Origin of the sequence: Nonomuraea sp. NPDC050328, from assembly GCF_044459405.1 — a bacterium.
In the GTDB taxonomy this organism is placed as follows: domain Bacteria; phylum Actinomycetota; class Actinomycetes; order Streptosporangiales; family Streptosporangiaceae; genus Nonomuraea.
This window is the reverse complement of the sequence record NZ_JBITIW010000005.1, coordinates 194856-216521: the sequence shown is the minus strand read 5'-3', so window position 1 is coordinate 216521 and position 21666 is coordinate 194856. Positions and strand designations below refer to the sequence as shown.

Sequence of the window (21666 nt, the reverse complement as noted above, 5' to 3'; positions counted from 1 at the left end):
CCGTCAGGGGCCCGAGGCCGGCCTGAGCACCCGCGCAGCGCCGGCGATCAGCGCGGTCGCCAGCACCCAGCCGGACACGATCAGCCCCCAGGCCACCCACTGCGTCCAGCCGACCGGCTCCCACGCCCCGCGCACCTCGAAGACGCTCACCGGCACCAGCAGGTCGAGGGTGTAGACGAAGGCGTGGAAGGTGCGCTGCTCGTCCGGGTCCACCTTGACCGGCGGGACGCGCGCGAAGACCGCGGTGCCGAAGCCGAGCAGGACCACCGCCCAGAGCCCGGCCAGCCAGGAGCGGTAGCCGTACCCGACGACCAGGTCCAGCAGCCGCCCGACGCCCCGGCCCATCGGGCGCAGGGTCTCCCGGCGGCGGCGTTGCTTGGCCAGCAGCACCCGGCGCGCGTCCGGCTCGTGGCCGATGCGGCGGTACCAGCCGGCGAGCTGCTCGTAGGGTTGCGGCCGGTAGCCGGTGGGGTCGCGGGCCAGCCACGAGACGCGCTCGGCGACGCTCCACAGCCCGCGCACCGACTCGTAGGTCAGCCCGTTGAGCTGGACCCGGTCGGTGTAGGCGGCCGGGTGGTCGAGGAGCACGCCGATCCGCGAGTAGCGCAGGTTGACCTCGCCCTCGATCGCGGCCGGCAGCCAGATCAGCTCGTCGACGGTGCTGTGGCTCAGGTGCAGCGCCCGGTCCACCGGCTGGTCGTCGCGCTCGCGGGAGGTGTGGCGGTGCTCGCCGGGCCTGAGGTCGGCGCCGTCGAAGGAGAGCACCCCGGCCACCGTCGCGCTGCGCAGCCGTACCGTGCCCTCGGCGCGGAACCCGGCGCTCATCTCGATGGTCCCGGCGGTGATGAAGTCGGCGTGCACGGCGTAGACGCCGGTCGCCTCGACGGTCGCGCCCTGGAGGTAGAGGCCGCCCGGCAGGACCGCGCCGATCAGCCGCAGCCCGCCCCGGGCGCGCAGCGAGCGCAGGAACACCCCGCCGCCCACGCTCAGGCCGCCCGCCCACAGCGCCCACTCCTGCTGCACCCAGGCGAACGGGCTGGCCAGCGCGGGCACCGACGGGTCCAGGACGTCCTCGACGCCCGACTCCGACATCCGCTCGCGGCGCGGCGGGGCGCGGACCGTGCTGCGGTTCATCCGGAACTGCCCCTCGATGCGGGCGTTGTCCAGCCGCACGCCCTCGCGCACGGTCGAGGCGTCCAGTTCCAGCAGGCCGTCGATCTTCGCCCGCGAGCCGCGCAGCCGCAGCAGGTCGCAGCCGCGTAACCGGATGCTGCGCGTGCCGGCGTCGGTGAGGTCGAGCGCCTCCGGCAGGTGGCAGTTGAGCAGGTGCAGCGTGCTGGACACCGAACCTTCCGACAGGTCGAGCGTCCCGGTGATCCGCGCGCCGGCCAGCCGTACCGCCGGGACCTGGCCGGGCTGGCGCTCCACCGCGCCCAGCAGCAGAGCCCTCAGGATCTCGGCGCGGACCTCGCGTTCGCGCGGCCATTCGGCGCTTTTCGCCGGGTCGTCGAGTTCGGGGTCCCCGGTCCGCAGATCCACCCATTCCCCGGCCGGGAAAGCGTCCCAGATCCGCCGTTCCGCCGCCGTCAGCCGCCTCGGTCGTCGCACAGTTCGCACCTTAATCGGTGGCGTACGGCAAGCCGTACTTATTACCGTGTAACCGTGAAGAAGGCATATTCCCGATTAATCCAAATCGGCGAATAAGCGTTCTCCGGCTTTCCCCGAAAGGGGCGAGGGCTCGATCTGGGCGGCGGGAACGGCGAACCCCCGGCTGGACCACGGAGCTCACCGCCCGGGGCGCGGCCCACGCCAGCCGCGACCCCGGGCATGAACCGCTCAGCCCGTGAAGCGCCTGACGTACCGGCGCTGCCACGGCGTCTCGACCGCGTGCGGCGAGTAGTGCGCCCGCACGTACGCCACCGCCTCGGCCGCCGGCACCCCGTCGAGGACCGCCAGGCAGGCCAGCGCGGTGCCGGTCCTGCCCCGCCCGCCGGCGCAGGCCACCTCGACCCGTTCGGCCGCGGCCCGCTCCCAGGCCTGGCGGAAGGCCTCGACGGCCTCGGCCCGGTCGGCGGGCAGCCGGAAGTCCGGCCAGCGCAGCCAGCGATGCTCCCAGTCCACCGGCTCGGGCCTGCGCCCCAGCAGGTAGAGCCCGAAGTCCGGGGGCGGCCCGCCGGGCCGGGGCCGGCTCAGCCCCCGCCCGCGCACCAGCCGCCCGGACGGCAGCCGCAACACGCCCGCGTCCGCGGGGTCCCACGTCGTCACGGCGTCAGCGCCGGCGGAGCTCGGCGCTCTTGCGCATCGCCCGGTCGGCCAGGTTGTACAGCGCCGGCGTCTCCAGGATGAAGCGCCGGGCCCGCCGTACCGGAGCGGTGCGGGCCCAGTGCAGGGCCGCGCCGGCGGTGCGGCGGCGGACGATGCCCTCGCCCACCGGGATGCCGTGGCTGCGCAACGAGGCCTTGTACTGCCAGCCGGTGCCGACGCTGAGGTCGAAGCTGGTGATGCCCAGCTCGGCGGCGCCCTCGGCCATGCGCAGGTGCTGGATCAGCCCGGGGGAGTAGCGCGAGTACTCGGGGTCGTAGGCGGGGAACCAGTCCACCAGCACCGAGCCCGAGCGCACGCCGAAGTGCCCGGCGATCGGCTTGCCGTCCACGTAGAGCATCGACAGCGGCGCCCCGAACAGCGGGGTGTCGATCGCGTACAGCCGCTCGACCAGCTCGACCACCCAGCGCCGCGAGAACCGGTCGGTCCGGCCCATCGCGAGGTACTGGCCGGTCTTCCACTCCCGCAGCAGCTTGAACTGGGCCTCGTCGCGGACGTTGAACTCGTGGCTGACCTCGCCCACCTCGCGCCCGAGCTTGCGCTCCTTGCGGAAGGTGTTGTTGACGAACTGCTTGCTGAGCCCGCTCAGGTAGGTCTGGAAGCCGCCGGTCAGATCGACGATCACGCTCTCCTGCGACAGCGTCTCGTACGGCTGGAACCAGGGCTGCTGGGGGACCAGCGTGCCGAACTCGAAGACGTCGAGCCCGGCCCCCCGCAGCAGCGCCTCGGCGGAGATCTCCAGGCCGGGCCGGTGGATCATGCCCTGGGCGAGGGAGACCCACATGCCGAGCGCCGAGGCGACGCCGCGGCTCTGCAGCTCGAAGGGGAGGAACCCGGCCGGTGAGCCGTCGTCCAGGACGGCGACGCGGGCCCGCGGGGTGACCTCGCCCATGGCGATGGTGAACTCAGGGCTGAAGAAGGGGTTGGCGAGGTGCGGCTGCGCAGCCTGCATCGCCCGCCACGCCGTGATCTCGGTGTCCCCCAGCTCGCGGGGGTGGATGACATAAATGTTCATGGTTGGACGTCCCAACCTATGTGGTGCGGGAGGGTGCTCTGTCAGCGGACTTCTCATTCACAGCAATCCTTCAGTATGTGGGGCAAGACCAGCGCGGCCACGACCACCTGGCTGCCCAGGAGCGCGAGACCGACGCCGGTGATGCCCCAGAGGGGGAAGGCCACCGTGACCGAGCCCAGCACCAGCAGAGCCAGGCCGATCTGGGTCACCGCCAGCCTCCGTGCCGCGCTGCGGGCGCGGAGAGTGGCGAGGTGGACCTCGATCAGCATGCCGGGGATCACGGCGAGCGCCATCAACCTGAGCAACGGCGTGCCGTACTCTGCCAGTTCCCCGCCGAAGACGCCGAGCAGGAGCGGGGCGGCCAGGACGGTGAGTCCGACGATCGGGCCCAGGACCAGGAAGGCGCGGCGGAGCGTGGCGCGCAGGTTGCGGGCGAGCGAGCCGGCGTCCAGCGAGCTCTCCACGGTGAGCGAGAGCGCCAGGTTGTTGGCGAGCAGCGCGACCATGCAGCCGAGGCTGTGCGCGACGGTGAAGTAGCCGAAGTGCGCCACGTCCTCGACCCAGCCGGCCACCAGCACCGGCACGAGGAAGATGACCAGCAGCGCCGAGAGCGCGCCCGGGAAGTCGCCGGCCAGGAAGCGGCCGATCCGCCGGGCGGAGAGCGGGACGGCGGGCTGGGCGGCGGGGTCGGCGGCGCGGGGCGCCAGCACCCGGAAGATGTACCAGTTGACGGGGATCAGGGCGAGCGCGGTCGGGATGATCCAGGAGACGAAGATGCCGCCCAGCACGCCACCGGAGGGCAGCGCGACCGCGAGCACGCCGAGCAGGGCCATCTTGACCAGCCCGAAGGCCAGGCTCCCGGCCGGCACCCACACCGCCCGGCGCAGCCCGGTCAGCACCACGTCCTGGAGCGTGAAGACCGTCCAGACCAGCACGGCCAGCAGGAAGAGCAGCCCGGGCAGCAGCCCGGCGAGCGAGGCGTAGGCCGTGCCCCACATCGGCAGGGTGAGCAGGAAGACGAGCGCGGCCAGCACGCCGATCGCGCCGGCCACGGCGTAGGCGCGGCCCACCAGCTCGCCGGTGCGGCGGCCGGCGACCGGGATGAACCGGGCCAGCATGCCGGCGAAGGCGAGACCGGTGAGCGAGGCGAACAGCCGCATCGCGCTGATCATCGCCTGGCCCTCGCCGAAGGCGTCGGGGGAGTACAGGCGGGTGGCCAGCATCCAGTAGCCGAGCCCGAGCACCGCGGTGATCGCGGTGTTGGCCATGAGCGCGTATCCCTGCAGGAACAGGGGGTTGCGCAGCTCGGTGCGGAGTCTGGACATGATCGCATCCTGGCACACCGGCCTTGCACCGGGCTTTCAGCTCGCCATGCCCGTGGCCTACATCACCCTTTTTCATGACCCCTGCGGATTCCCGGCCGCTGCCGGTGTGCCAGACTCCCTCGTCATGACTGATCTCGGCTGGGGCATCGCCGCGACCGGCGGCATCGCGCGCACGGTGGGAGCGGTGCTGGCCGCCGAGCCGGGGATGCGGGTGGCCGCGGTCGGCTCGCGCGACCTGGGCCGGGCCCGCGCGCTGGCCGACGACCTCGGCGCGCCGGGCGCCTACGCCTCCTACGCCGAGCTCTGCGCCGACCCGGCGGTCGACGCGGTCTACATCGCCACCCCGCACGCCCAGCACCTGACGGTCGCCGAGGCGGCCATCGCCGCGGGCAAGGCGGTGCTGTGCGAGAAGCCGCTGGCCGCCACCCTCGCCGACGCCGAGCGCATGGTCGCCCTGGCCCGCGAGGCCGGGGTCTTCCTCATGGAAGCCATGTGGATGCGCTTCAACCCGCTCATCCGGCGGCTGGCCGGCGACGAGCGGCTGGGCGAGATCCGCTCGGTGCAGGCCACCTTCGGCTTCCCGCTGCCCTTCGACCCCGCGCACCGGCTCTGGGACCCGGCGCTCGGCGGCGGGGCCGTGCTCGACCTGGGCGTCTACCCGCTGGCGCTGGCCTACCTGCTGCTCGGCGAGCCCGAGGAGATCCACGTCACCGGCACCCTGGCGCCCTCCGGCGTGGACGCCGAGGCCGGGATCCTGCTCAGCTACGCCGGGGGCGCGCGGGCGCTGCTGGACACCTCGCTGCGCAGCCCGATGGCCAACAGCGCCACCGTGGTCGGCACCGAGGGGCGGGCCGACATCCCGGCGCCGTTCTGGGCGCCCGGCCGGATCGTCGTCGGCGAGCAGGAGCACGTGCTCGACCCGGCCGAGGGCGGCTACCAGGCGCAGGCGCGCGAGGTCGCCCTGGCACTGGCCGAGGGACGCACGGAGAGCGCGATCATGCCGCTGGAGGCCACCCTGGGCGTCATGCGGCTGATGGAGACGGTCAGAGAGCGCCTGGGCGCCCTCTGAGCCACGCGGCCTAGCGCTCGACGATCTCGTTCTTGCCGATCACCACGATGCCGCCGCGGGTCACCGCGAAGCGGGAGCGGTCGTGCTCCAGGTCGAAGCCGATCCGCGCGCCGTCCGGGATGACCACGTTCTTGTCGATGATCGCCCGCCGCACGATCGCGCCCCGGCCGACCTTGACGTTGTCCATCAGCACGGAGTCCTCCACCAGCGAGTGCGAGTGCAGGACGGTGCGCGGCGACAGGATGGACCGCTCCGCCGTACCGCCGGAGATGATCACGCCGGGGGAGACCAGCGAGTCGATCGCGTGCCCGACCCGGTCGCCCTCGTTGTGCACGAACTTGGCCGGCGGCAGCGGGTCGTGGCCGGTGTAGATGGGCCAGCGGTCGTTGTAGAGATTGAAGACCGGGTGCGCCGAGATGAGGTCCATGTGCGCCTCGTAGTAGGCGTCGAGCGTCCCGACGTCGCGCCAGTAGCCGCGGTCGCGCTCGGTGGAGCCGGGCACCAGGTTGTCGGCGAAGTCGTAGACCTCCGCGCCGCCCGACTTGACGAGCATCGGGATGATGTTGCCGCCCAGGTCGTGCTTGCTGGTGGGGTCGAGGGAATCCTCGCGCAGGGCCTCGATCATGGCCTGGGTCTTGAAGACGTAGTTGCCCATCGAGGCGAAGACCTCGTCGGGGGCGTCGGGCAGGCCGACGGCGTCCTTCGGCTTCTCGCGGAAGGCGACGATCTTGTTGCCCGCCGGGTCGGTCTCGATCACGCCGAACTGGTCGGCCAGCGACAGCGGCTGCCGGATCGCCGCGACGGTGACGTCCGCCCCGGAGTCGACGTGCTGGGCCACCATCTGCCGGGGGTCCATGCGGTAGATGTGGTCGGCGCCGAAGACGATGACGTGCTCCGGCTCCTCGTCGTAGATCAGGTTGAGGTTCTGGTAGAGCGCGTCGGCGCTGCCGGAGAACCAGCGCGGACCCAGGCGCTGCTGCGCCGGGACGGGCGTCACGTAGTTGCCCAGCATCGCCGACAGCCGCCACGTCTGCGAGACGTGCCGGTCGAGGCTGTGGTTCTTGTACTGCGTCAGCACGACGATCTTCAGGTAGTGCCCGTTGGCCAGGTTGGACAGCACGAAGTCGATCAACCGGTACATGCCGCCGAAAGGCACCGCGGGTTTCGCCCGGTCCGCCGTCAGCGGCATGAGCCGCTTGCCTTCTCCACCTGCGAGCACGACTGCGAGGACCCTGGGCGACGTCATGGTCAGAAGCTACCCCGAAACGCCGTGCCTATCGAAGTGCGGCGGCTCGCCCGCCTGGCTAGGGTCTGTGTCATGCGTGTGGATCTGCTGAGCCGCGAGTACCCGCCCGAGGTGTACGGCGGAGCCGGGGTGCATCTCGAATACCTCTCCCGCGAGTTGCGCCGCCTGGCCGACGTCCGGGTGCACTGCTTCGGCGCCGACCGGGAGCAACCGGGTGTCTCGGCCTACCGGATCCCGGGCGGCCTGGAGACGGCCAACGCCGCGCTGCAGGTGCTCGGCGTCGACCTGGAGATGGCCGCGGCCTGCGAGGGCGCCGACGTGGTGCACAGCCACACCTGGTACGCCAACTTCGCCGGGCATATGGCCAAGCTGCTGTACGGCACGCCGCACGTGGTCACCACGCACAGCCTCGAACCGCTGCGCCCCTGGAAGGCCGAGCAGCTCGGCGGCGGCTACACCGTCTCCTCCTGGGCCGAGCGCACCGCCCTGGCCTCGGCCGACGCGGTGATCGCGGTGTCCGAGGGCATGCGCGCCGACGTGCTGGCCGCCTATCCGGAGATCTCCCCGGGCAAGGTCAGCGTCGTGCACAACGGCATCGACACCGTCGAGTACCGCCCCGACCCCGGCGTCGAGGTGCTGCGGAAGCACGGCATCGACCCACACCGGCCCTACGTCGTCTTCGTCGGCCGGATCACCCGGCAGAAGGGCCTGGCGCACCTGCTGCGCGCCGCCCGCGACCTCGACCCGGGCGCCCAGCTCGTGCTGTGCGCGGGCGCGCCGGACACCCCCGAGATCGCCGCCGAGATCCGCGGCCTGGTCGACGGGCTGCGCCGCGACGGGGTGGTGTGGATCTCCGAGATGCTGCCCAAGCCGGAGGTCATCCAGCTCCTCACGCACGCCACCGTCTTCGTCTGCCCGTCGGTCTACGAGCCCATGGGCATCGTCAACCTGGAGGCGATGGCCTGCGAGACGGCCGTGGTCGCCACCGCGACCGGGGGCATCCCGGAGGTGGTCGCCGACGGGAAGACCGGGCTGCTGGTGCCGATCGACCAGGGCGGGGACGGCGAGCCGTACGATCCGGAGCGGTTCGCGGCCGACCTGGCCGAGCGGATCAACGCGCTGCTCGGCGACCCGGGCCGGGCCGCTGCGCTCGGCGCGGCGGGGCGGGCGCGGGCGGTCGAGCACTTCTCCTGGGAGCGGATCGCGGAGCGGACTCTGGCGCTCTATGCCTCGATAGCCTGACAAATAGGTCTTGTCGGCTCCTCGGTACGGGATCACCCTGGCACCGAGGAGGCGTGCCATGCCGTACCGACTCGGAGTCAGCCGCCCGGATCTCGACGTCGCCGACCTGCCCACCCCGGAAGAGGTGTTCAAGGTCGGCAGGATCGGCCCGAAGGAGCTGGTCAAGTACGCCGTCGGGCCCAGCCTGATCGCGCTGGGCATCTCGATCGGCAGCGGTGAGTGGCTGATCGGGCCGCGCACCGTCGGGGAGTACGGCTTCGTCGGGGTCGGCTGGGTGATCGTCGTCTCGGCGGTGCTGCAGACCTTCTACAACGTGGAGTGCTCGCGCTACGTGCTGGCCACCGGCGAGACGCCGGTGGTCGGCTGGGGGCGGGTGCCGCCCGGCTGGAAGCTGTGGGTGCCGCTGTCGGTCTTCATCGTGCTGTTCGCCTTCATCGCCGGCGGCTGGGCGGCCTCGGCGGGGCAGGGCCTGTACGCGCTGGTGCACGGCGTGGTGCCGCCGCGCGGCGCGGAGGAGCCGCGCCTGTGGGCGATCGCGCTGCTCCTGCTGGTCTTCGCGATCACGGCCGCGGCCCGCCGGGTCAGCCGGGCGCTGGAGCTGGCCAACTGGGGCATGATCGGCGCGATCCTGGCCGGGCTGCTGCTCATCGACCTGTTCGTGGTGCCCTTCGAGCTGTGGTGGGAGGGCATCAGGGGCTTCTTCACCCCGGCCGCGCCGCCGCCGGGCATCACCGCGACGCAGCTCGGCGCGCTGGCCGGCTTCACCGCGCTGGCCTCGGGGCTCAACTGGTACGTGATGGGCCACTACCGCGACAAGGGGTACGGCATGGGCCACCGGGCCGGGTACCTCTCCGGCCTGCGCGGCGAGAAGCGGGAGATCCTGGCCAGCGGCGTGACCTTCGACGACTCCCCGGAGAACACCGCCCGCTGGCGGCGCTGGTACCGGCTGCTGCTGGTGGACATGTGGGGCGTCTTCTTCGTCGGCGCGATGCTCGGCATGCTGTTGCCGGCCATCCTGATGGCGCAGGCCGTGCGGTTGTCGGGGGACAAGCCCACCGACGCCGACGTCTCGACCTTCGTGGCCGCCGCGCTCGACGAGGAGTACGGCAGGGGCATGTTCTACCTGGCGCTGGTGCTGGGCGTGCTGATCCTGTTCTCCACCCAGCTCGGCATCTTCGAGGCGATGGTGCGGGTGACCACCGACGCCGCGCATGCCACCAGCCCCCGGCTGCGCCGGCTCATCGAGGGCGACCCGCGGCGCTTCTACTACCCCTTCATGCTGGTGCTGCTGGTCGCCATCTCGGTGATCATCCACTTCACGCTGCCGCAGAACCTGGTCAACTGGTCGGCGAACATGTCCAACCTGGGCGCGCTGATCTACCCGTTCCTGCTGATCTACCTCAACAGCCGGCTGCCGAAGGCGGCGCGGCCCCGGCCGTGGCACTACGTGATCCTCGTGCTCAACTTCCTGTTCTTCGGCTTCTTCTTCGTCAACTTCGTCGCCGACCTCGTGGGCGACCCGTTGGTCACGTTCTGATATCCGCAGGCATGAATCCGCCTGCCGGGGCAGGGAGTAAGCGCTTACAGAACCACCCCCCGGGAGGAACCCATGCCGAACACCCGTGCCGCCGCGGGCGTGCTGCTGCTCGCCCTGGCCGCCGCCGCCTGCGGACGCGGCGCCGAGCAGACCCCCGAGCAGGCCAAGGACGTCGCCACCGACAAGGCGGCCGGCCGCGTGACGGTCTGGGCCATGGGGGAGGAGGGCAAGGCCCTGGGCGAGTTCGTCAAGGGGTTCGAGGCCGCCAACCCCGGCATCAAGGTCGAGGTCACCCCCATGGGGTGGGACGTCGCGCACGACAAGATCACCTCGGCCATCGCCGGGAACGCCACCCCGGACGTCAGCATGATCGGCTCCACCTGGTCCGGCGAACTGGCCAAGACCGGGGCGCTCGACCCCACGCCCGGCAACCTCTTCGACAAGGCCGCCTTCTTCCCCGGCGCCTGGCAGACCGTCGACGTGGGCGGCACCGCGTACGGCGTGCCGTGGTACGTCGAGACGCGCGTCCTCTACTACCGCAAGGACCAGGCCGAGAAGGCCGGCGTGAGCGCGCCGAAGACCTGGGCGGAGCTGACCGCCTTCGCCCGCGCGCTCAAGGAGAAGGGCGGCGCGGCCAAGGGCTTCAACCAGGCCTTCACCGAGGGCGCCGCCTGGCAGGAGGCGCTCCCGCTCATCTGGTCGGCCGGCGGCGAGATCGTCAAGGACGGCGCCTACACCTTCGACACCCCCGAGGCGGTCACCGGCCTCAAGCAGTACGCCTCGCTCTTCCAGCAGAAGCTCGCCCCCAACGACACCCCGCGCGGAGCCTTCCCGCAGAACTTCATCAAGGGCGAGGTCGGCGGCTTCTTCTCCGGCCCCTGGATGGTCGGCGTGCTGGAGAACGACGGCGGCGCCGGCTTCGGCGACAAGATCGAGCTCGCGCCCTACCCCAAGGGCCCGGTCAGCGCCACGAGCTTCGTCGGCGGCTCCGACCTGGCCGTCTTCAAGAAGGCACAGAACCGCGACGCCGCCTGGAAGCTGATCTCCTGGCTGACCGAGCCGAAGGTCCAGGCCGACTGGTACACCAAGGTCAAGGCCCTGCCCGCGGTGCAGGCCGCCTGGGAGGAGAGCGCCCTGGCCGGCGACGCCCGGCTGAAGGTCTTCGGCGAGCAGCTCAAGGACGCCAAGACCCCGCCGCCCTTCCCCACCTGGGAGCAGGTGGCCAAGGTCCTGGAGACCGAGCTGGAGAAGCTCGCCCTGGGCAAGTCCACGCCGGAACAGACCGCCAAGGCCATCCAGCAGCAGGCCGAGACGATCGGGACCGGCCTGTGAGACGCACCCTGGGCTGGGTGTTCGTCCTGCCCTTCGTGCTCATGTTCGCCGTGTTCTACCTGGGCCCGCTGCTGGCCGGCCTGGGCATGAGCTTCACCGACATGCGCAGCACCGACGTGGCCGACCCGTTGGCCGTCGACCCCGTAGGGCTGGACAACTACCTGCGCCTCGCCGACGACGAGGCGATGCGCAAGGCCGCAGTCAACACCGCGATCTTCGTCGTCGCGGCGCTGCCGCTGACCATCGGGCTCGGCCTGCTGGCGGCGGTGGCGCTCAACTCCGGCATCGGGCGGCTGCCGGCCGCCTTCTTCCGGCTCGGCTACTACCTGCCGCACGTGACCAGCATCATCGGCATCGCGGTGGCCTGGAAGTTCCTGCTCGAACCCGACGCCGGGCTGGTCAACACCCTGCTCGGCGGCGGGCCGCGCTGGCTGCAGGACACCTCGACCGCGCTGCCGTCCATCATCGTCATGACCGCCTGGCGCAGCTTCGGCTTCGACATGGTCGTCTTCCTCGCCGCGCTCCAGGGCATCCCGCGCGAGCTCTACGAAGCGGCCTCCGTCGACGGGGCCGGGCGCTGGCGGCGCTTCCGCGACATCACCGTGCCGCAACTGCGGCCGGTGATCCTCTTCTGCACCGTCTACAGCACCACCGGGTTCCTGCAGTTCCTGGAGGAGCCGCTGGTGATGACCGGGGGCGGGCCGCTCAACTCCACGCTGTCGGCCTCGCTGGCGATCTTCAAGCAGTTCGGAGTGGGCAACTACGGCTACGCCTCGGCCGCGGCCACGGTGCTGTTCACCGTGATCGTGGCGCTGGCCGTCCTCCAGCTCCGGATCGGGAGGCGACGATGACCCGCGCGCAACGGCTGATCACCTACCTCGGGCTGAGCCTCGGCCTGCTCCTGGTCGTCGGGCCCTTCCTGTGGGCCGGGCTCAGCTCGGTCAAGCCCGAGGCCGAGATCCGCCGCGACCCGCCGACCCTCTGGCCGGAGACCTTCACCCTGGACAACTACGCCGAACTGCTCGACCGCGTGCAGATCGGGCAGGCGTTCCTCAACAGCGTGCTGGTCGCGGCCGTGATCGTCGCGGGCAACCTGCTGTTCTGCTCCATGGTCGGGTACGGCTTCGCCAAGCTGCCCTTCCGCGGCAGGAACGTGCTGTTCGGGCTGGTGCTGGTGCAGATGGCCATCCCGGCGATCGTGCTGATGACGCCGCAGTTCGTGCTCATCGCCAAGCTGGGGCTGGTCAACACCTTCCTCGGCATCATCCTGCCGGGACTGATCACGCCGCTCGGCGTCTTCATGATGCGGCAGTTCATCGCCGAGATCCCCGACGAACTGCTGCACGCGGCCCGGGTGGACGGAGCCGGCGAATTCCGGATCTTCTTCACCATCGTCCTGCCGCTGTGCCGGCCCGCCATGGCCACCCTGGGGCTGATCACCTTCCTCGGGGCGTGGAACAACTTCCTGTGGCCGGCCATCGTCGCCCAGTCGGAGGACATCTACACCCTGCCCGTGGCCCTGAACATCCTCAACGGCCAGGAAGGCACCCACTACAACCTCCTCGTGGCGGGAGCCATGATCGTCGTGGCGCCGATCCTGGTGCTCTTCCTCTTCCTGCAGCGTTTCTTCGTCCAAGGCATCGCCACCTCCGGACTCAAGTAGGCCGCGGTTTGTCGGTGGCCGCCTCTACGATGTGCGCCATGCTCGACTCGCTCATCGTGCCGCTGCTGGTGACCACCGACCTGCCGCCCGAGGCGGACCTCGCCGACTTCGGCGCCGTGGTCACCGGCGCCGTCCGTGCGCTCTCGCGCGAGGGGCGGCCCTACGACGCCCTCCTGGCGGGCAAGGTCTTCTGGCTCGACCGTCCCGTCGTGCCCGGCCAGCGGCCCGCCTCCGAGGGCGAACTGCGCTTCGCCGCCCTGCTGGGGCACCTGGCGGTGTCCGGCGGCGACCACACCGCTCGTGAGGTCGTCGCCGACGTTCGCCGGGTCGTCGGCGTGGCGGTCTCCGACCGCTTCGGCGCCACCGGCGCCCCGGCCCCGGCCGTCCTCGCCATCCGCGACCGCGACGTCCGCGAGCGCACCCCCGACGACGCCCTCCCGGTCTCCACCCCCGACCCCACCGCCGACCTGGCCACCGCCACCCGCGCCTACCTCTAGCCCCTTTTCACGCGACCTCGCCGACCCCCCCACCCCACCGCCCAGGATCACGCCCCACCGCCGGACTCCCAGCCGCACACCTCCGCAGCACCCCAGCCGTCGGGGACGGTCCGGCACGAGGCGGGCCGAGCACAGCGGCCGGCAACGGAGCGAACCGGGCATAACAAGGCGCGCCAGGCAACAAAGCCGGACGCGATGCGCCCCGGACAACGCACCCGAGCGCGGGGTGTGCCGGGAACGCAGCTGAGCGCGAGGTGGGTGGGGCAACGGAGCTGAGCGCGGCGTGGGCGGGGCAACGGAGCTGAGCGCGGGATGTGCCGGGCACAGGGGCCGGGCACCGGGACGGGGCACGGGGTGGATCGGGTGGGGGCCGAGGGCAGGGTAGGCGGCCGCGGACACCGGCCCCGTCAACCAATGCGGCGAGCAGCCCAACTGCTGGGTGGTGACCCTGTGCGGTGGTCAGCGGGGGTCGGCGGGCGAAACTGCGGCCGGTCGCCGACCCCGCCCGGTCCACCGGTGCGGTGGGTAGTGGGGGGCGGTGGGTGGTGCTCCTGTGCGGCGGGTTGGCCGGGGGCCGGTGGGTGGTGCTGCGGTTGGCCGCCGGCTTGGTATCGGCCGCGCCGAGCTGGCGTCGGCTGCTGGGGCTGGCACGTCCATCGGTGCGGTGGGTAGTGCGGGCGGTGGGTGGTGATCCTGTGCGGCAGGTTGGGCGGGGGTCGGTGGATGGTGCTGTGGTTGGGCGCCGATCGGGCGTCGGCCCGGTCGGCCTGGCAACGGCCGCCGAACTGGCCCCCTCCACCGATGCGGCGAGTAGTGCAGGCGGTGGGTGGTGATCCTGTGCGGCGGGCAGGGGAGGTCGGTGACCGCCTCCGAAAAAGGTCAGGCAGGGGAGTCGCGCCATTCGCTGGCGATGGCCGAGTGGACGATCGAGTCCCGATACCCCTCAGGCGTCAAGACATGGTGGCGGACGCGCCCCTCCTCCACCATCCCGGCCATGAGCATCGCCAGCTGCGCCGGCACGTTAAGGGGCGACCGCGCCCCCCAGATCCGGTGAAGCCCAAGCCGCTTGAACCCGAAGAAGAGGGTCAGCCGGATGAGGTCCGTCCCCAGCCCCCGCCCCCAGAGGTCCGAGCGGAGGCCGAGGCCGATCTCCGCGCTGTGCGGGTGGTCGGCCTCGATGTGCAGCCGGGAGACGCCGATGACCTTGCCGTCGTGGACGTCGGTGACGGCGAGCAGGTAGAGGCGGCGCGGCTCGGTGAGGGCCGCGCCCAGCGCCTCGTCGACCATCCCGGCGACCTCGTCGCGGCTGCGGGGGTTGAAGGGCAGGTGCTCGGTCGCGGCCGGGTCACCGTAGACGGCGTGTAAGGCGTCCACATCGGCGGGCGTGACCTCTCTGAGGCCCAGCCGCGGCCCGGTGACCTGGACGCAACGCATGGGGAGAACCTAACGCGCCCAAGCCGATCTTTACAAGCCTGTCAAGTAGCCAGCTGACTACCGTAAGCTCGCGCGACAAGGTCGGCCAGGAGGCTGTGCGCGCCGAGCGGTTCGGCGTGCCCGGCGTCGACGCCGGCGGCGGCCTCGGCGATGACGGCGGCGGGCAGTTCGTGGCCGATGAGGCACGGGGCCAGGGCCAGCCGCTGGGCGCCGGCTTCGCGCAGGCGGGTGGCGGCGGCGTCCAGGCTGGGCTCGCCGTCGATGCAGGCGGCCACGACCGGCAGGGTGAGCCGGGAGGCCAGCAGTACGGCGGTGGGCTGGGCGGCCTGGACGGCGGCGGGCCCGCCGGCGACGCCGAGGATGACGGCGTCGACCGGGCTGGAGACGTTGATCAGCCGCACCCGGTCGGCCCGGGCCAGGCCGCGCTCAGCCAGCCGGATGTGCAGGGCCTCGGCCAGCAGCGGGTGCGGCCCGAGGGGCTCGGTGACGACGGCGTCGGCGCCGCCGGCGGCGACCTGCTTGCCGATCTCGGCGAGGGGGGCTGGGTCGGGCCAGGTGATCAGCGGCACGATGACCGAGGGGCGGTCGGCGGGCAGGGCGTCGGCCAGGTGGTCGACGGCGCTGAGGCGAACGTCGATCTGCGGGTTGTCCACCCGGACGACGGCGGCGATGTCGGCCGGCACGCCTTCGGTCTCACCGGCCACCGCCAGGACCAGCACGGGAGCGTCCGAGGGCAGGCTGGTGGGGACGGGCGCCCGGTGGCGGCCGCCGCCCGGTCTCGGAGCTCGCTGGCGAACGGGGAGGCTCATGGATGCGCATTTTATGACTATTCGCCGGTAACGGTGGCCAAAACCGGTCCCACCTGCCCCGGGCGTGTGTGATCGACATCACATCGTGATCGGCCGCCTCGTTGACTTCCGTGCCTTCCCTCCGAATCGTGTACTAGAAATACGTTCTGCTGGAGGACGGATGGCACGACCGTTCTATGTCCGTGAGCTGACCGTCTACCCCGTCGGCGCCCGGCGCGTGCGCCTGCTGGCGGTGGCCGTGCTGGCCAGCCTGGTGGCCAACTTCGAGACCACGCTGGGCACCATCCTTCCGCTGCTGATGAGCGACCTGAAGATGAGCCTCAGCACCTACGGCCTGATCGCCGCCGCCTCGGTGCTGGTGGCCGGCATCTCGGCCGGCTTCGGCGGCATCCTGTCCGACCGCTGGGGCCGGGTGACCATCCTGGTGCCCACCCTCACCGTCACCGCCGCCTGCAACTTCCTGCTGGCCATGGTCGAGACGACCGGCCAGCTCTTCGCGGTGCGCTGCCTGATGCTCTTCATCGAGGGCGCGGGCATCACCATCACCGCCAGCCTGGTGCGCGACTTCTCCCCGCGGATGGGCCGCGCTCAGTCCTTCGGCTTCTGGACCTGGGGGCCGGTCGGCGCCGGCTTCCTGGCCTCGGGGCTGGCGGGGCTGACCCTGCCGATGTTCGGCTACGCCTGGCAGTCGCAGGCGATCATCATGGGCGTGGTCTCGCTGATCCTGTGCGCGATCATCATCTGGCAGATCGCCGAGCCGTGCGCGGCCCTGCGCGCCCAGGTGCTCACCGCCGAGAGCGCGGTCAGCGCCGAGGAGAAGGTCGACCCCGGCAAGGTCCGCGAGCTGCTGCGCCACCCGCACCTGTGGGCGCACGTCTTCGGCAACACCGGCTGGCAGGTCCTCTACTGGACCTTCGCCATCTTCGGGCCGACCATCCTGTTCGGCGCGTTCGGCCTGGACACCGCCACCGCCAACGGGGTGGTCGCGCTCGGGCTGGTGCTCAACGCCGTCGTGGTCATCGGCGTCGGGCGGCTGTCGGACCGCCAGCAGGTGCGCAAGCCGTACATCCTGGGCGGCACGGTGCTGACCATCGCGACCCTGGCCTACTTCATCTCGCTGGTCGGCGAGCGGCCGGGGGCGGCGCACATCGCCGTGGTCTACGCGCTGCTCTTCGTCTTCCTCGGGGTGGCGTACGTGCCGTGGATGGCCGCCTTCTCCGAGGACGCCGAGGACGTCGACTCCCGGCTGCAGGGCGCGGCGCTCGGGTTGTGGGGCATGGTGGTCCGGATCATGGTGGTGGTGCTCCTGGTGACCGCCACGGCGGTGGCCGAAGGCTCCGGCTGGGGCACCTGGCTGCTGATCGCGCTGGCCGGTCAGGTGCTCTTCCTGGCCTCGTTGCCGTTCTTCAGAGGCTCCTGGCGTACGGCCCGCATACCCGCCCCCGCACCGGCCCCCGCGGCTCGGCACGACGACTGACCCGGCGCCGGCGGGCGGCGGTGGCAGCCGCCGCCCGCCCTCTCGCGGCGATCACCAGGGTGGTCAGACGGCGCTCGGCCGCTTGGAGCCGGCCGCCGCGGGCTCCTCGAAGTCGTCGGCCTTCGGGGCGATCGCCAGGCCGACGGCGGTGATCGCGAGCGCGGCCAGCACGTAGAGCGAGACCGCCAGCGTCGTGCCGTACGCCTTCAGCAGCGCGATGGCGATGATCGGCGCGAGCGCCCCGCCGAAGATCCCCGCCACCTGGTAGCCCATCGAGGCGCCGCTGTAGCGCAGCCGGGTGCTGAACAGCTCGGCGATGAAGGAGGCCTGCGGGCCGTACATCGCGGCGTGCGTGGCCAGGGCGACCACCGTGGCCAGGGCCATGAGCGGGAAGGAGCGGGTGGCCAGCAGCGGGAAGAAGGCGAACACCCAGGCCGCCGCGGCGACCACGCCGCCCAGGTAGACCAGCCGCCTGCCGTACCGGTCGGACAGGGCCCCGAACAGCGGGATCAGCGCGAGCTGGCAGGCCGAGCCGATGAAGACCGCGTTGAGGCCGGTCTGCCGGTCCATGCCGAGGGTCTCGGTGACGTAGACGAGGATGTAGGCGGTGAAAGTGTAGAAGGCCACGTCCACGCCGATGCGCGCGGTGAAGGCGGAGAACAGCGCCCGCGGGTGGCGGCGGATCACCTCGGCCAGCGGCATCTTGGCCTTGACGCCCTGCTGCTCGACCCGCTCGAACAGCGGCGACTCGGTGATCTTCAGCCGGATCCAGAGCCCGACCAGGACGACGACCGCCGACAGCAGGAACGGCACCCGCCAGCCCCACGACAGGAACGCCTCCTCCGACAGGGTGGCGCTCATCAGCGCGAGCAGGCCGGCCGCCATGAGGTTGCCGGCCGGCACGCCGACCTGCGGCCAGCTCGCGTTGAAGCCGCGCCGCTCCTTCGTGCCGTGCTCCATCGACATGATCACCGCCCCGCCCCACTCGCCGCCGAGGCCGAGCCCCTGGACGAAGCGGAGGACGGCCAGCAGGATCGGCGCGGCGACGCCGATGCTGGCGTAGGTGGGCAGGACGCCGATCAGGACGGTCGCGATGCCCATCATGAGCAGCGTGACGACCAGCACGGTCTTGCGGCCGGCGCGGTCGCCGAAGTGGCCGAAGACGATGCCGCCGATGGGGCGGGCGGCGAAGGCGACGGCGTTGGTGGCGAAGGCGGCCAGGGTGCCCGCCACCGGGTCGAGGCTGGGGAAGAAGAGCTTGTTGAAGACCACGGCCGCCGCGGTGGAGTAGAGGAAGAAGTCGTACCACTCCAGGGACGTGCCGATCAGGCTGGCGGTGATCACGCGCCGCGTCTGGTGCATGTGATCGCTCCTTGGGATCGGGGGGCTGACCTCACCATAAAAATTGTTCAACAATTCGACAAGGGGTTTGTTCGCTGATTTCATGGTGACCGTGCGCAACGCGGTAGCCGGCCTCGAAGGTGTGCGATCCAGAATCGGCCGGGCCAGCGTGGCCGAGGAGGTCGCCGACGTGCTGCGCGAGCGCATCATCGAAGGCGTGCTCCCGCCCGGCACCCAGTTGCTCGAAGGCGAGATCTCCGAGGCGCTCCAGGTCTCCCGCAACACCCTGCGCGAGGCCTTCCGGCTGCTCGGCCACGAGCGGCTGCTCGAACACCGGCGCAACAAGGGGGTGTTCGTCCGGATCCTGTCCGCCGCCGACGTGGCCGACCTCTACCGCGTGCGCCGCGTCATCGAGGGCGCCGGAGTCCGGCGGACCCCCTCCCCGGCCGCCCTGGCCGCCATCCGCGAGGCGGTGACCGACGCGCTGCGCGCCGCCGAGCAGGACGACTGGACCGCGGTCGGCACCGCCAACAGCCGCTTCCACCAGGCGATCGTCACCCTCAACCAGAGCCCGCGGCTGGACGAGTCGATGCGGCACCTGCTGGCCGAGCTGCGCCTGGTCTTCCACGTGATGAAGAACCAGCGCTCGCTGCACGAGCCCTTCGTCGAGCGCAACCGCGAGCTGCTCGACCTGATCGAGGCCGGCCGGGCGGAGGAGGCGGGCCGCTACCTCGAGTCCTACCTCGACGACGCCGAGAAGCTCCTGCTCCAGGACTACGAGCCGGAGCGCTTCCGCGACTGAGCTTTCGTGACGGACCTGTGATCAACCGCCCGGTTCGGCGGGCGGTCCAACGGGGTGAACGGAAGGAGTTCACCACGATGAGGATCACCTCAGCGGCACTCGCGGCGGCGCTCGCGACCGCCGTCACGGCGGCCGGAGCCGCGCCCGCCGCCGCCCAGGGACCACCGGTCGCCCGGCTGGCCTGGATCAAGTCCTGTCCCGACCGGGACGCCGTCGAGCAGGCCTGCGGACGCTGGCGGCTCGTCCTGTCCGACGGCCGCACGCTCACCGTCAAGGACTCGGCCACCAACCGGATCGGCGGCGACGGCGCCAAGGCGCTGTTCGAGTCGGCTCTCACACTGAGCGCCGACGGCCGGTGGCTGGCCTACGAGCGGGCCGGCGACCACCGCCTGGTGGTGCGCCGGGTCGGTGGAGCGGCCAAGGTCTTACCCGCGTCGCTGGTGCCGAAGCGGACCGGCACCGACCCGGTCGAACTGCGTCTGTCGCCGCGCGGGGAGCGGCTCGTGGTCGCCTTCCCCGACGCCGACCCGCCGGTCCCCGCCCGCATCGTGGACCTGCGCGGCGGAGGCATCACCAAGCTGCCGGTCGAGGACGAGGTCGAGGCGCTCAGCGGCGACGGCGACGAGGTGCTGGTCCGGCGCCACCTGCCGGACAACACCACCAAGCTGGTCGCGCGCCGGCTCGACGGCACCGGCCTGGAGCGGACGCCGCCGCAGGTCGTCATGGGCGCCACCGTCCTGGCGCTGGCGCGCGACGGGCGTACGGTCGCCGCCTTCGTGCCCGGCCACGAGGACAGGCGCAAGCCTCCCGGCCTGCGGCTGTACGACCTGGCGACCGGCGAGCTGTCGGCGGCCCGGCCGCTGCCGCTCAAGCCGGCCGACGGCCCCGACCGGGCCCGCTGGCTCGACGACGACCGGCTGGCGATCTACCAGGTCCACGCCTCCGACCGCGGTTCGACGGTGATACGGGTGCTCACCGTGGACGCGGCCACCGGCGCCACGCGCCCCTCCTGGCGGGTGCGCGTGCCCAAGGACAGCTACTCCTACACCATCGCGGGGGAATAACGGCCATGAAGATCCTCCTCACCGCCGCGCTGGCGCTTGGCCTGCTGGCCGTGCCGGCCCAGGCCTCGCCCGCGCACGACGCGGTCCGCTACGCCTCGGTCAAGGGCTGCGGCGACGACGACGCCTACCACCCCTGCGGCTTCTGGCAGCTGACCACGCACGACGGGCGGACGCGCCTGCTCAAGGACGCCGCGGTCGTCGCCCGCGAGGCCGACGGCAAGTCCTCGGTGTACCAGGCCGCGCCGCTGGCGGTGAGCGGCGACGGCCTGAAGATCGCCTACCTCACCCGGCAGGGCCGGCTGGCGGTCCGCACGGTCGGCGGCGGCGTCCGGCTCCTGCCCGGGGACGCCCTGCCGCGGATCGCCCAGTACTCCATCACCCTGCACCTGTCCGGCGACGGCTCCCGGCTCGCGGCCGTCTTCGGCGACGAGAAGCCGCGGGCCACCCGCCTCTTCGACACCGCCACCGGCCGCCGGCTCGGCACCGTGCCCGGCGCCGAGACCTTCGTCGACTTCAGCGGCGACGGCGACGAGGTGCTGACCTCCTACGACGGCGACGAGGGCACCTACGACCTGCGCGTCTACACCGACACCGGCCAGCGGCTGGCCGACGTCTCCCCGCCGCAGCTCGTCGCCGCCAACAGCCCCGAGGCCCTGGCCGCCGACGGGCGCACCACCGCCAGCCTCGTCACGGGCGACCGGCCCGAACTGGTCCTGTACGACACCAGGACCGACGTGGTCACCTCCCGCGTGCCGGTCAAGCTGCCCGCCGGGCACGACCTGCACGCCCTCGACTGGACCGGGGTGAACGAGGTCACCGTCCACCTCGTCCACGCCAGGGACGACCGGCCGTCGATCATGTCGGTCCACCGGCTCGACGTGCTCACCGGCAAGCTCAAGCTCCGCGACCGCTACCGGCTCCGCACCGACAGCTACACCTTCGCCGCCTGCGGCGGCTAGCTTGGCCGGGTGGAGGTTCACTCGACCCGGGTCATGGCCGCCCGCGCCGCCGATCTGTCGTGGGCGTTGCTGCGCGAGCCGGAGCGCGTCCCGGAGATCCTGCGCAGGTACGGCGAGGCGGACCCGGTCTCCGTCGCCGACCTGGCGGCGCTCCGGCAGGTGGCCGAGCGGATCGTGGAGGTCTTCGCCGCCCCCGGCGTGCCCGAGGCGGCCCGGCTGCTCAACGGCCTGTTCGCCGAGCACGCCCGGCCGCCCCGGCTGACCGACCACGACGGGTCCGCCGCGTGGCACCTACACGTGGACACGCCCTCGGCGGGGTGGGCGCAGTGGTTCGCCTCCGCCTCGGCGATGGCGCTGGCGGTGCTCCTGGCCGACCTGCAGCGGCTGCCGGGCGGGCTCTGCTCGGCCCGCTCGTGCGGGCGGCCGTACCTCGACCTCGGGGGCGGGAGCGCGCGGCGCTACTGCAGCAGCCGCTGCGCCACCCGCGAACGGGTCGCCGCCCACCGGGCCGCGCGCGGCGGCTAGCCGGGCG

General features: G+C 72.0%; 20 protein-coding genes. 12 read left to right on the top strand and 8 right to left on the bottom strand.

What is annotated here, in order from left to right:
- Positions 1–3: 3 nt before the first annotated feature.
- From ACIBG7_RS20710 to ACIBG7_RS20695, 4 genes are all read right to left on the bottom strand, one after another.
- Positions 4–1608, bottom strand: a complete 1605-nt coding sequence (locus tag ACIBG7_RS20710; RefSeq protein WP_397337262.1) for a hypothetical protein — start codon at positions 1606–1608, stop codon at positions 4–6.
- 228 nt (positions 1609–1836) lie between these two features.
- A complete protein-coding gene (locus ACIBG7_RS20705) occupies positions 1837–2265 on the bottom strand; it encodes a protein-tyrosine phosphatase family protein (protein ID WP_357928181.1) in 429 nt (142 codons plus the stop codon).
- A 4-nt stretch (positions 2266–2269) separates the two neighbouring features.
- The gene (locus ACIBG7_RS20700; protein ID WP_357928180.1) at positions 2270–3337 is read right to left on the bottom strand and encodes a GNAT family N-acetyltransferase; all 1068 of its coding nucleotides are present in this window, start codon (positions 3335–3337) and stop codon (positions 2270–2272) included.
- A gap of 53 nt (positions 3338–3390) precedes the next feature.
- A complete protein-coding gene (locus ACIBG7_RS20695; protein ID WP_357928178.1) occupies positions 3391–4662 on the bottom strand; it encodes a hypothetical protein in 1272 nt (423 codons plus the stop codon).
- A gap of 124 nt (positions 4663–4786) precedes the next feature.
- On the opposite strand from ACIBG7_RS20695, the gene ACIBG7_RS20690 reads away from it, so the two are divergent.
- Positions 4787–5731 (top strand): Gfo/Idh/MocA family oxidoreductase, encoded by a 945-nt coding sequence (locus ACIBG7_RS20690; protein ID WP_357928177.1) that lies wholly within the window; start codon positions 4787–4789, stop codon positions 5729–5731.
- A gap of 10 nt (positions 5732–5741) precedes the next feature.
- Here ACIBG7_RS20690 and glgC read toward each other — a convergent pair whose 3' ends face one another.
- Positions 5742–6977 (bottom strand): glucose-1-phosphate adenylyltransferase, encoded by a 1236-nt coding sequence (gene glgC, locus ACIBG7_RS20685; RefSeq protein ID WP_357928176.1) that lies wholly within the window; start codon positions 6975–6977, stop codon positions 5742–5744.
- A 72-nt stretch (positions 6978–7049) separates the two neighbouring features.
- Between glgC and glgA the strand changes: the two genes are divergently transcribed.
- The 6 genes from glgA to ACIBG7_RS20655 all read left to right on the top strand — a co-directional run bounded on the left by glgA (position 7050) and on the right by ACIBG7_RS20655 (position 13248).
- Entirely contained in the window at positions 7050–8219 is a 1170-nt protein-coding gene (gene glgA, locus ACIBG7_RS20680) for a glycogen synthase (RefSeq protein WP_357928174.1), read from the top strand.
- A 58-nt stretch (positions 8220–8277) separates the two neighbouring features.
- Positions 8278–9756 (top strand): Nramp family divalent metal transporter, encoded by a 1479-nt coding sequence (locus ACIBG7_RS20675; RefSeq protein WP_397337259.1) that lies wholly within the window; start codon positions 8278–8280, stop codon positions 9754–9756.
- 72 nt (positions 9757–9828) lie between these two features.
- Entirely contained in the window at positions 9829–11088 is a 1260-nt protein-coding gene (locus ACIBG7_RS20670) for a sugar ABC transporter substrate-binding protein (RefSeq protein WP_397337258.1), read from the top strand.
- Positions 11085–11939 (top strand): sugar ABC transporter permease, encoded by an 855-nt coding sequence (locus tag ACIBG7_RS20665; RefSeq protein WP_357928169.1) that lies wholly within the window; start codon positions 11085–11087, stop codon positions 11937–11939. Before ACIBG7_RS20670 ends, ACIBG7_RS20665 begins: the two co-directional genes overlap by 4 nt.
- Positions 11936–12751, top strand: a complete 816-nt coding sequence (locus ACIBG7_RS20660; protein ID WP_357928167.1) for a carbohydrate ABC transporter permease — start codon at positions 11936–11938, stop codon at positions 12749–12751. The genes ACIBG7_RS20665 and ACIBG7_RS20660 overlap by 4 nt, the downstream gene beginning before the upstream one ends.
- 38 nt (positions 12752–12789) lie before the next feature.
- A complete protein-coding gene (locus tag ACIBG7_RS20655) occupies positions 12790–13248 on the top strand; it encodes a hypothetical protein (RefSeq protein ID WP_357928165.1) in 459 nt (152 codons plus the stop codon).
- Between the two features lie 879 nt (positions 13249–14127).
- On the opposite strand, the gene ACIBG7_RS20650 is transcribed toward ACIBG7_RS20655, so the two are convergent.
- Together ACIBG7_RS20650 and ACIBG7_RS20645 are read right to left on the bottom strand one after the other, a co-directional pair.
- Complete coding sequence (locus ACIBG7_RS20650; RefSeq protein WP_357928163.1) at positions 14128–14682, bottom strand: GNAT family protein; 555 nt, start codon at positions 14680–14682, stop codon at positions 14128–14130.
- Between the two features lie 41 nt (positions 14683–14723).
- Positions 14724–15491 (bottom strand): hypothetical protein, encoded by a 768-nt coding sequence (locus tag ACIBG7_RS20645; protein ID WP_357928162.1) that lies wholly within the window; start codon positions 15489–15491, stop codon positions 14724–14726.
- Positions 15492–15651: 160 nt separating this feature from the next.
- On the opposite strand from ACIBG7_RS20645, the gene ACIBG7_RS20640 reads away from it, so the two are divergent.
- Entirely contained in the window at positions 15652–16968 is a 1317-nt protein-coding gene (locus ACIBG7_RS20640) for an MFS transporter (protein WP_397337257.1), read from the top strand.
- Positions 16969–17031: 63 nt separating this feature from the next.
- Here ACIBG7_RS20640 and ACIBG7_RS20635 read toward each other — a convergent pair whose 3' ends face one another.
- Complete coding sequence (locus tag ACIBG7_RS20635) at positions 17032–18330, bottom strand: MFS transporter (protein ID WP_357928160.1); 1299 nt, start codon at positions 18328–18330, stop codon at positions 17032–17034.
- Between the two features lie 121 nt (positions 18331–18451).
- Here ACIBG7_RS20635 and ACIBG7_RS20630 point away from each other — a divergent pair, with 121 nt between their 5' ends.
- The 4 genes from ACIBG7_RS20630 (at position 18452) to ACIBG7_RS20615 (ending at position 21659) form a co-directional block, all read left to right on the top strand.
- On the top strand, positions 18452–19111 hold the full coding sequence (locus ACIBG7_RS20630; protein WP_357928158.1) for a GntR family transcriptional regulator: 660 nt from the start codon (positions 18452–18454) through the stop codon (positions 19109–19111).
- Between the two features lie 77 nt (positions 19112–19188).
- Positions 19189–20175 (top strand): hypothetical protein, encoded by a 987-nt coding sequence (locus ACIBG7_RS20625; protein ID WP_397337256.1) that lies wholly within the window; start codon positions 19189–19191, stop codon positions 20173–20175.
- A gap of 5 nt (positions 20176–20180) precedes the next feature.
- Positions 20181–21134, top strand: coding sequence for a hypothetical protein (locus ACIBG7_RS20620; RefSeq protein WP_397337255.1), 954 nt, complete (start codon positions 20181–20183; stop codon positions 21132–21134).
- Positions 21135–21143: 9 nt separating this feature from the next.
- Positions 21144–21659 carry a CGNR zinc finger domain-containing protein gene (locus ACIBG7_RS20615; RefSeq protein WP_357928153.1) on the top strand — a complete coding sequence of 172 codons (516 nt, stop codon included), beginning with the start codon at positions 21144–21146 and terminating at the stop codon, positions 21657–21659.
- Positions 21660–21666: the final 7 nt, after the last annotated feature.

Bases quoted from the DNA above. Each gene is read 5' to 3' on its own strand.
- ACIBG7_RS20660 (WP_357928167.1), top strand. From the start codon at position 11,936: ATGACCCGCGCGCAACGGCTGATCACCTACCTCGGGCTGAGCCTCGGC.
- ACIBG7_RS20670 (WP_397337258.1), top strand. From the start codon at position 9,829: ATGCCGAACACCCGTGCCGCCGCGGGCGTGCTGCTGCTCGCCCTGGCC.
- ACIBG7_RS20690 (WP_357928177.1), top strand. From the start codon at position 4,787: ATGACTGATCTCGGCTGGGGCATCGCCGCGACCGGCGGCATCGCGCGC.
- ACIBG7_RS20635 (WP_357928160.1), bottom strand. From the start codon at position 18,330: ATGCACCAGACGCGGCGCGTGATCACCGCCAGCCTGATCGGCACGTCC.
- glgA (WP_357928174.1), top strand. From the start codon at position 7,050: ATGCGTGTGGATCTGCTGAGCCGCGAGTACCCGCCCGAGGTGTACGGC.
- ACIBG7_RS20640 (WP_397337257.1), top strand. From the start codon at position 15,652: ATGGCACGACCGTTCTATGTCCGTGAGCTGACCGTCTACCCCGTCGGC.
- ACIBG7_RS20645 (WP_357928162.1), bottom strand. From the start codon at position 15,491: ATGAGCCTCCCCGTTCGCCAGCGAGCTCCGAGACCGGGCGGCGGCCGC.
- ACIBG7_RS20620 (WP_397337255.1), top strand. From the start codon at position 20,181: ATGAAGATCCTCCTCACCGCCGCGCTGGCGCTTGGCCTGCTGGCCGTG.
- ACIBG7_RS20655 (WP_357928165.1), top strand. From the start codon at position 12,790: ATGCTCGACTCGCTCATCGTGCCGCTGCTGGTGACCACCGACCTGCCG.
- ACIBG7_RS20625 (WP_397337256.1), top strand. From the start codon at position 19,189: ATGAGGATCACCTCAGCGGCACTCGCGGCGGCGCTCGCGACCGCCGTC.
- ACIBG7_RS20695 (WP_357928178.1), bottom strand. From the start codon at position 4,662: ATGTCCAGACTCCGCACCGAGCTGCGCAACCCCCTGTTCCTGCAGGGA.
- ACIBG7_RS20700 (WP_357928180.1), bottom strand. From the start codon at position 3,337: ATGAACATTTATGTCATCCACCCCCGCGAGCTGGGGGACACCGAGATC.
- ACIBG7_RS20650 (WP_357928163.1), bottom strand. From the start codon at position 14,682: ATGCGTTGCGTCCAGGTCACCGGGCCGCGGCTGGGCCTCAGAGAGGTC.
- ACIBG7_RS20675 (WP_397337259.1), top strand. From the start codon at position 8,278: ATGCCGTACCGACTCGGAGTCAGCCGCCCGGATCTCGACGTCGCCGAC.
- glgC (WP_357928176.1), bottom strand. From the start codon at position 6,977: ATGACGTCGCCCAGGGTCCTCGCAGTCGTGCTCGCAGGTGGAGAAGGC.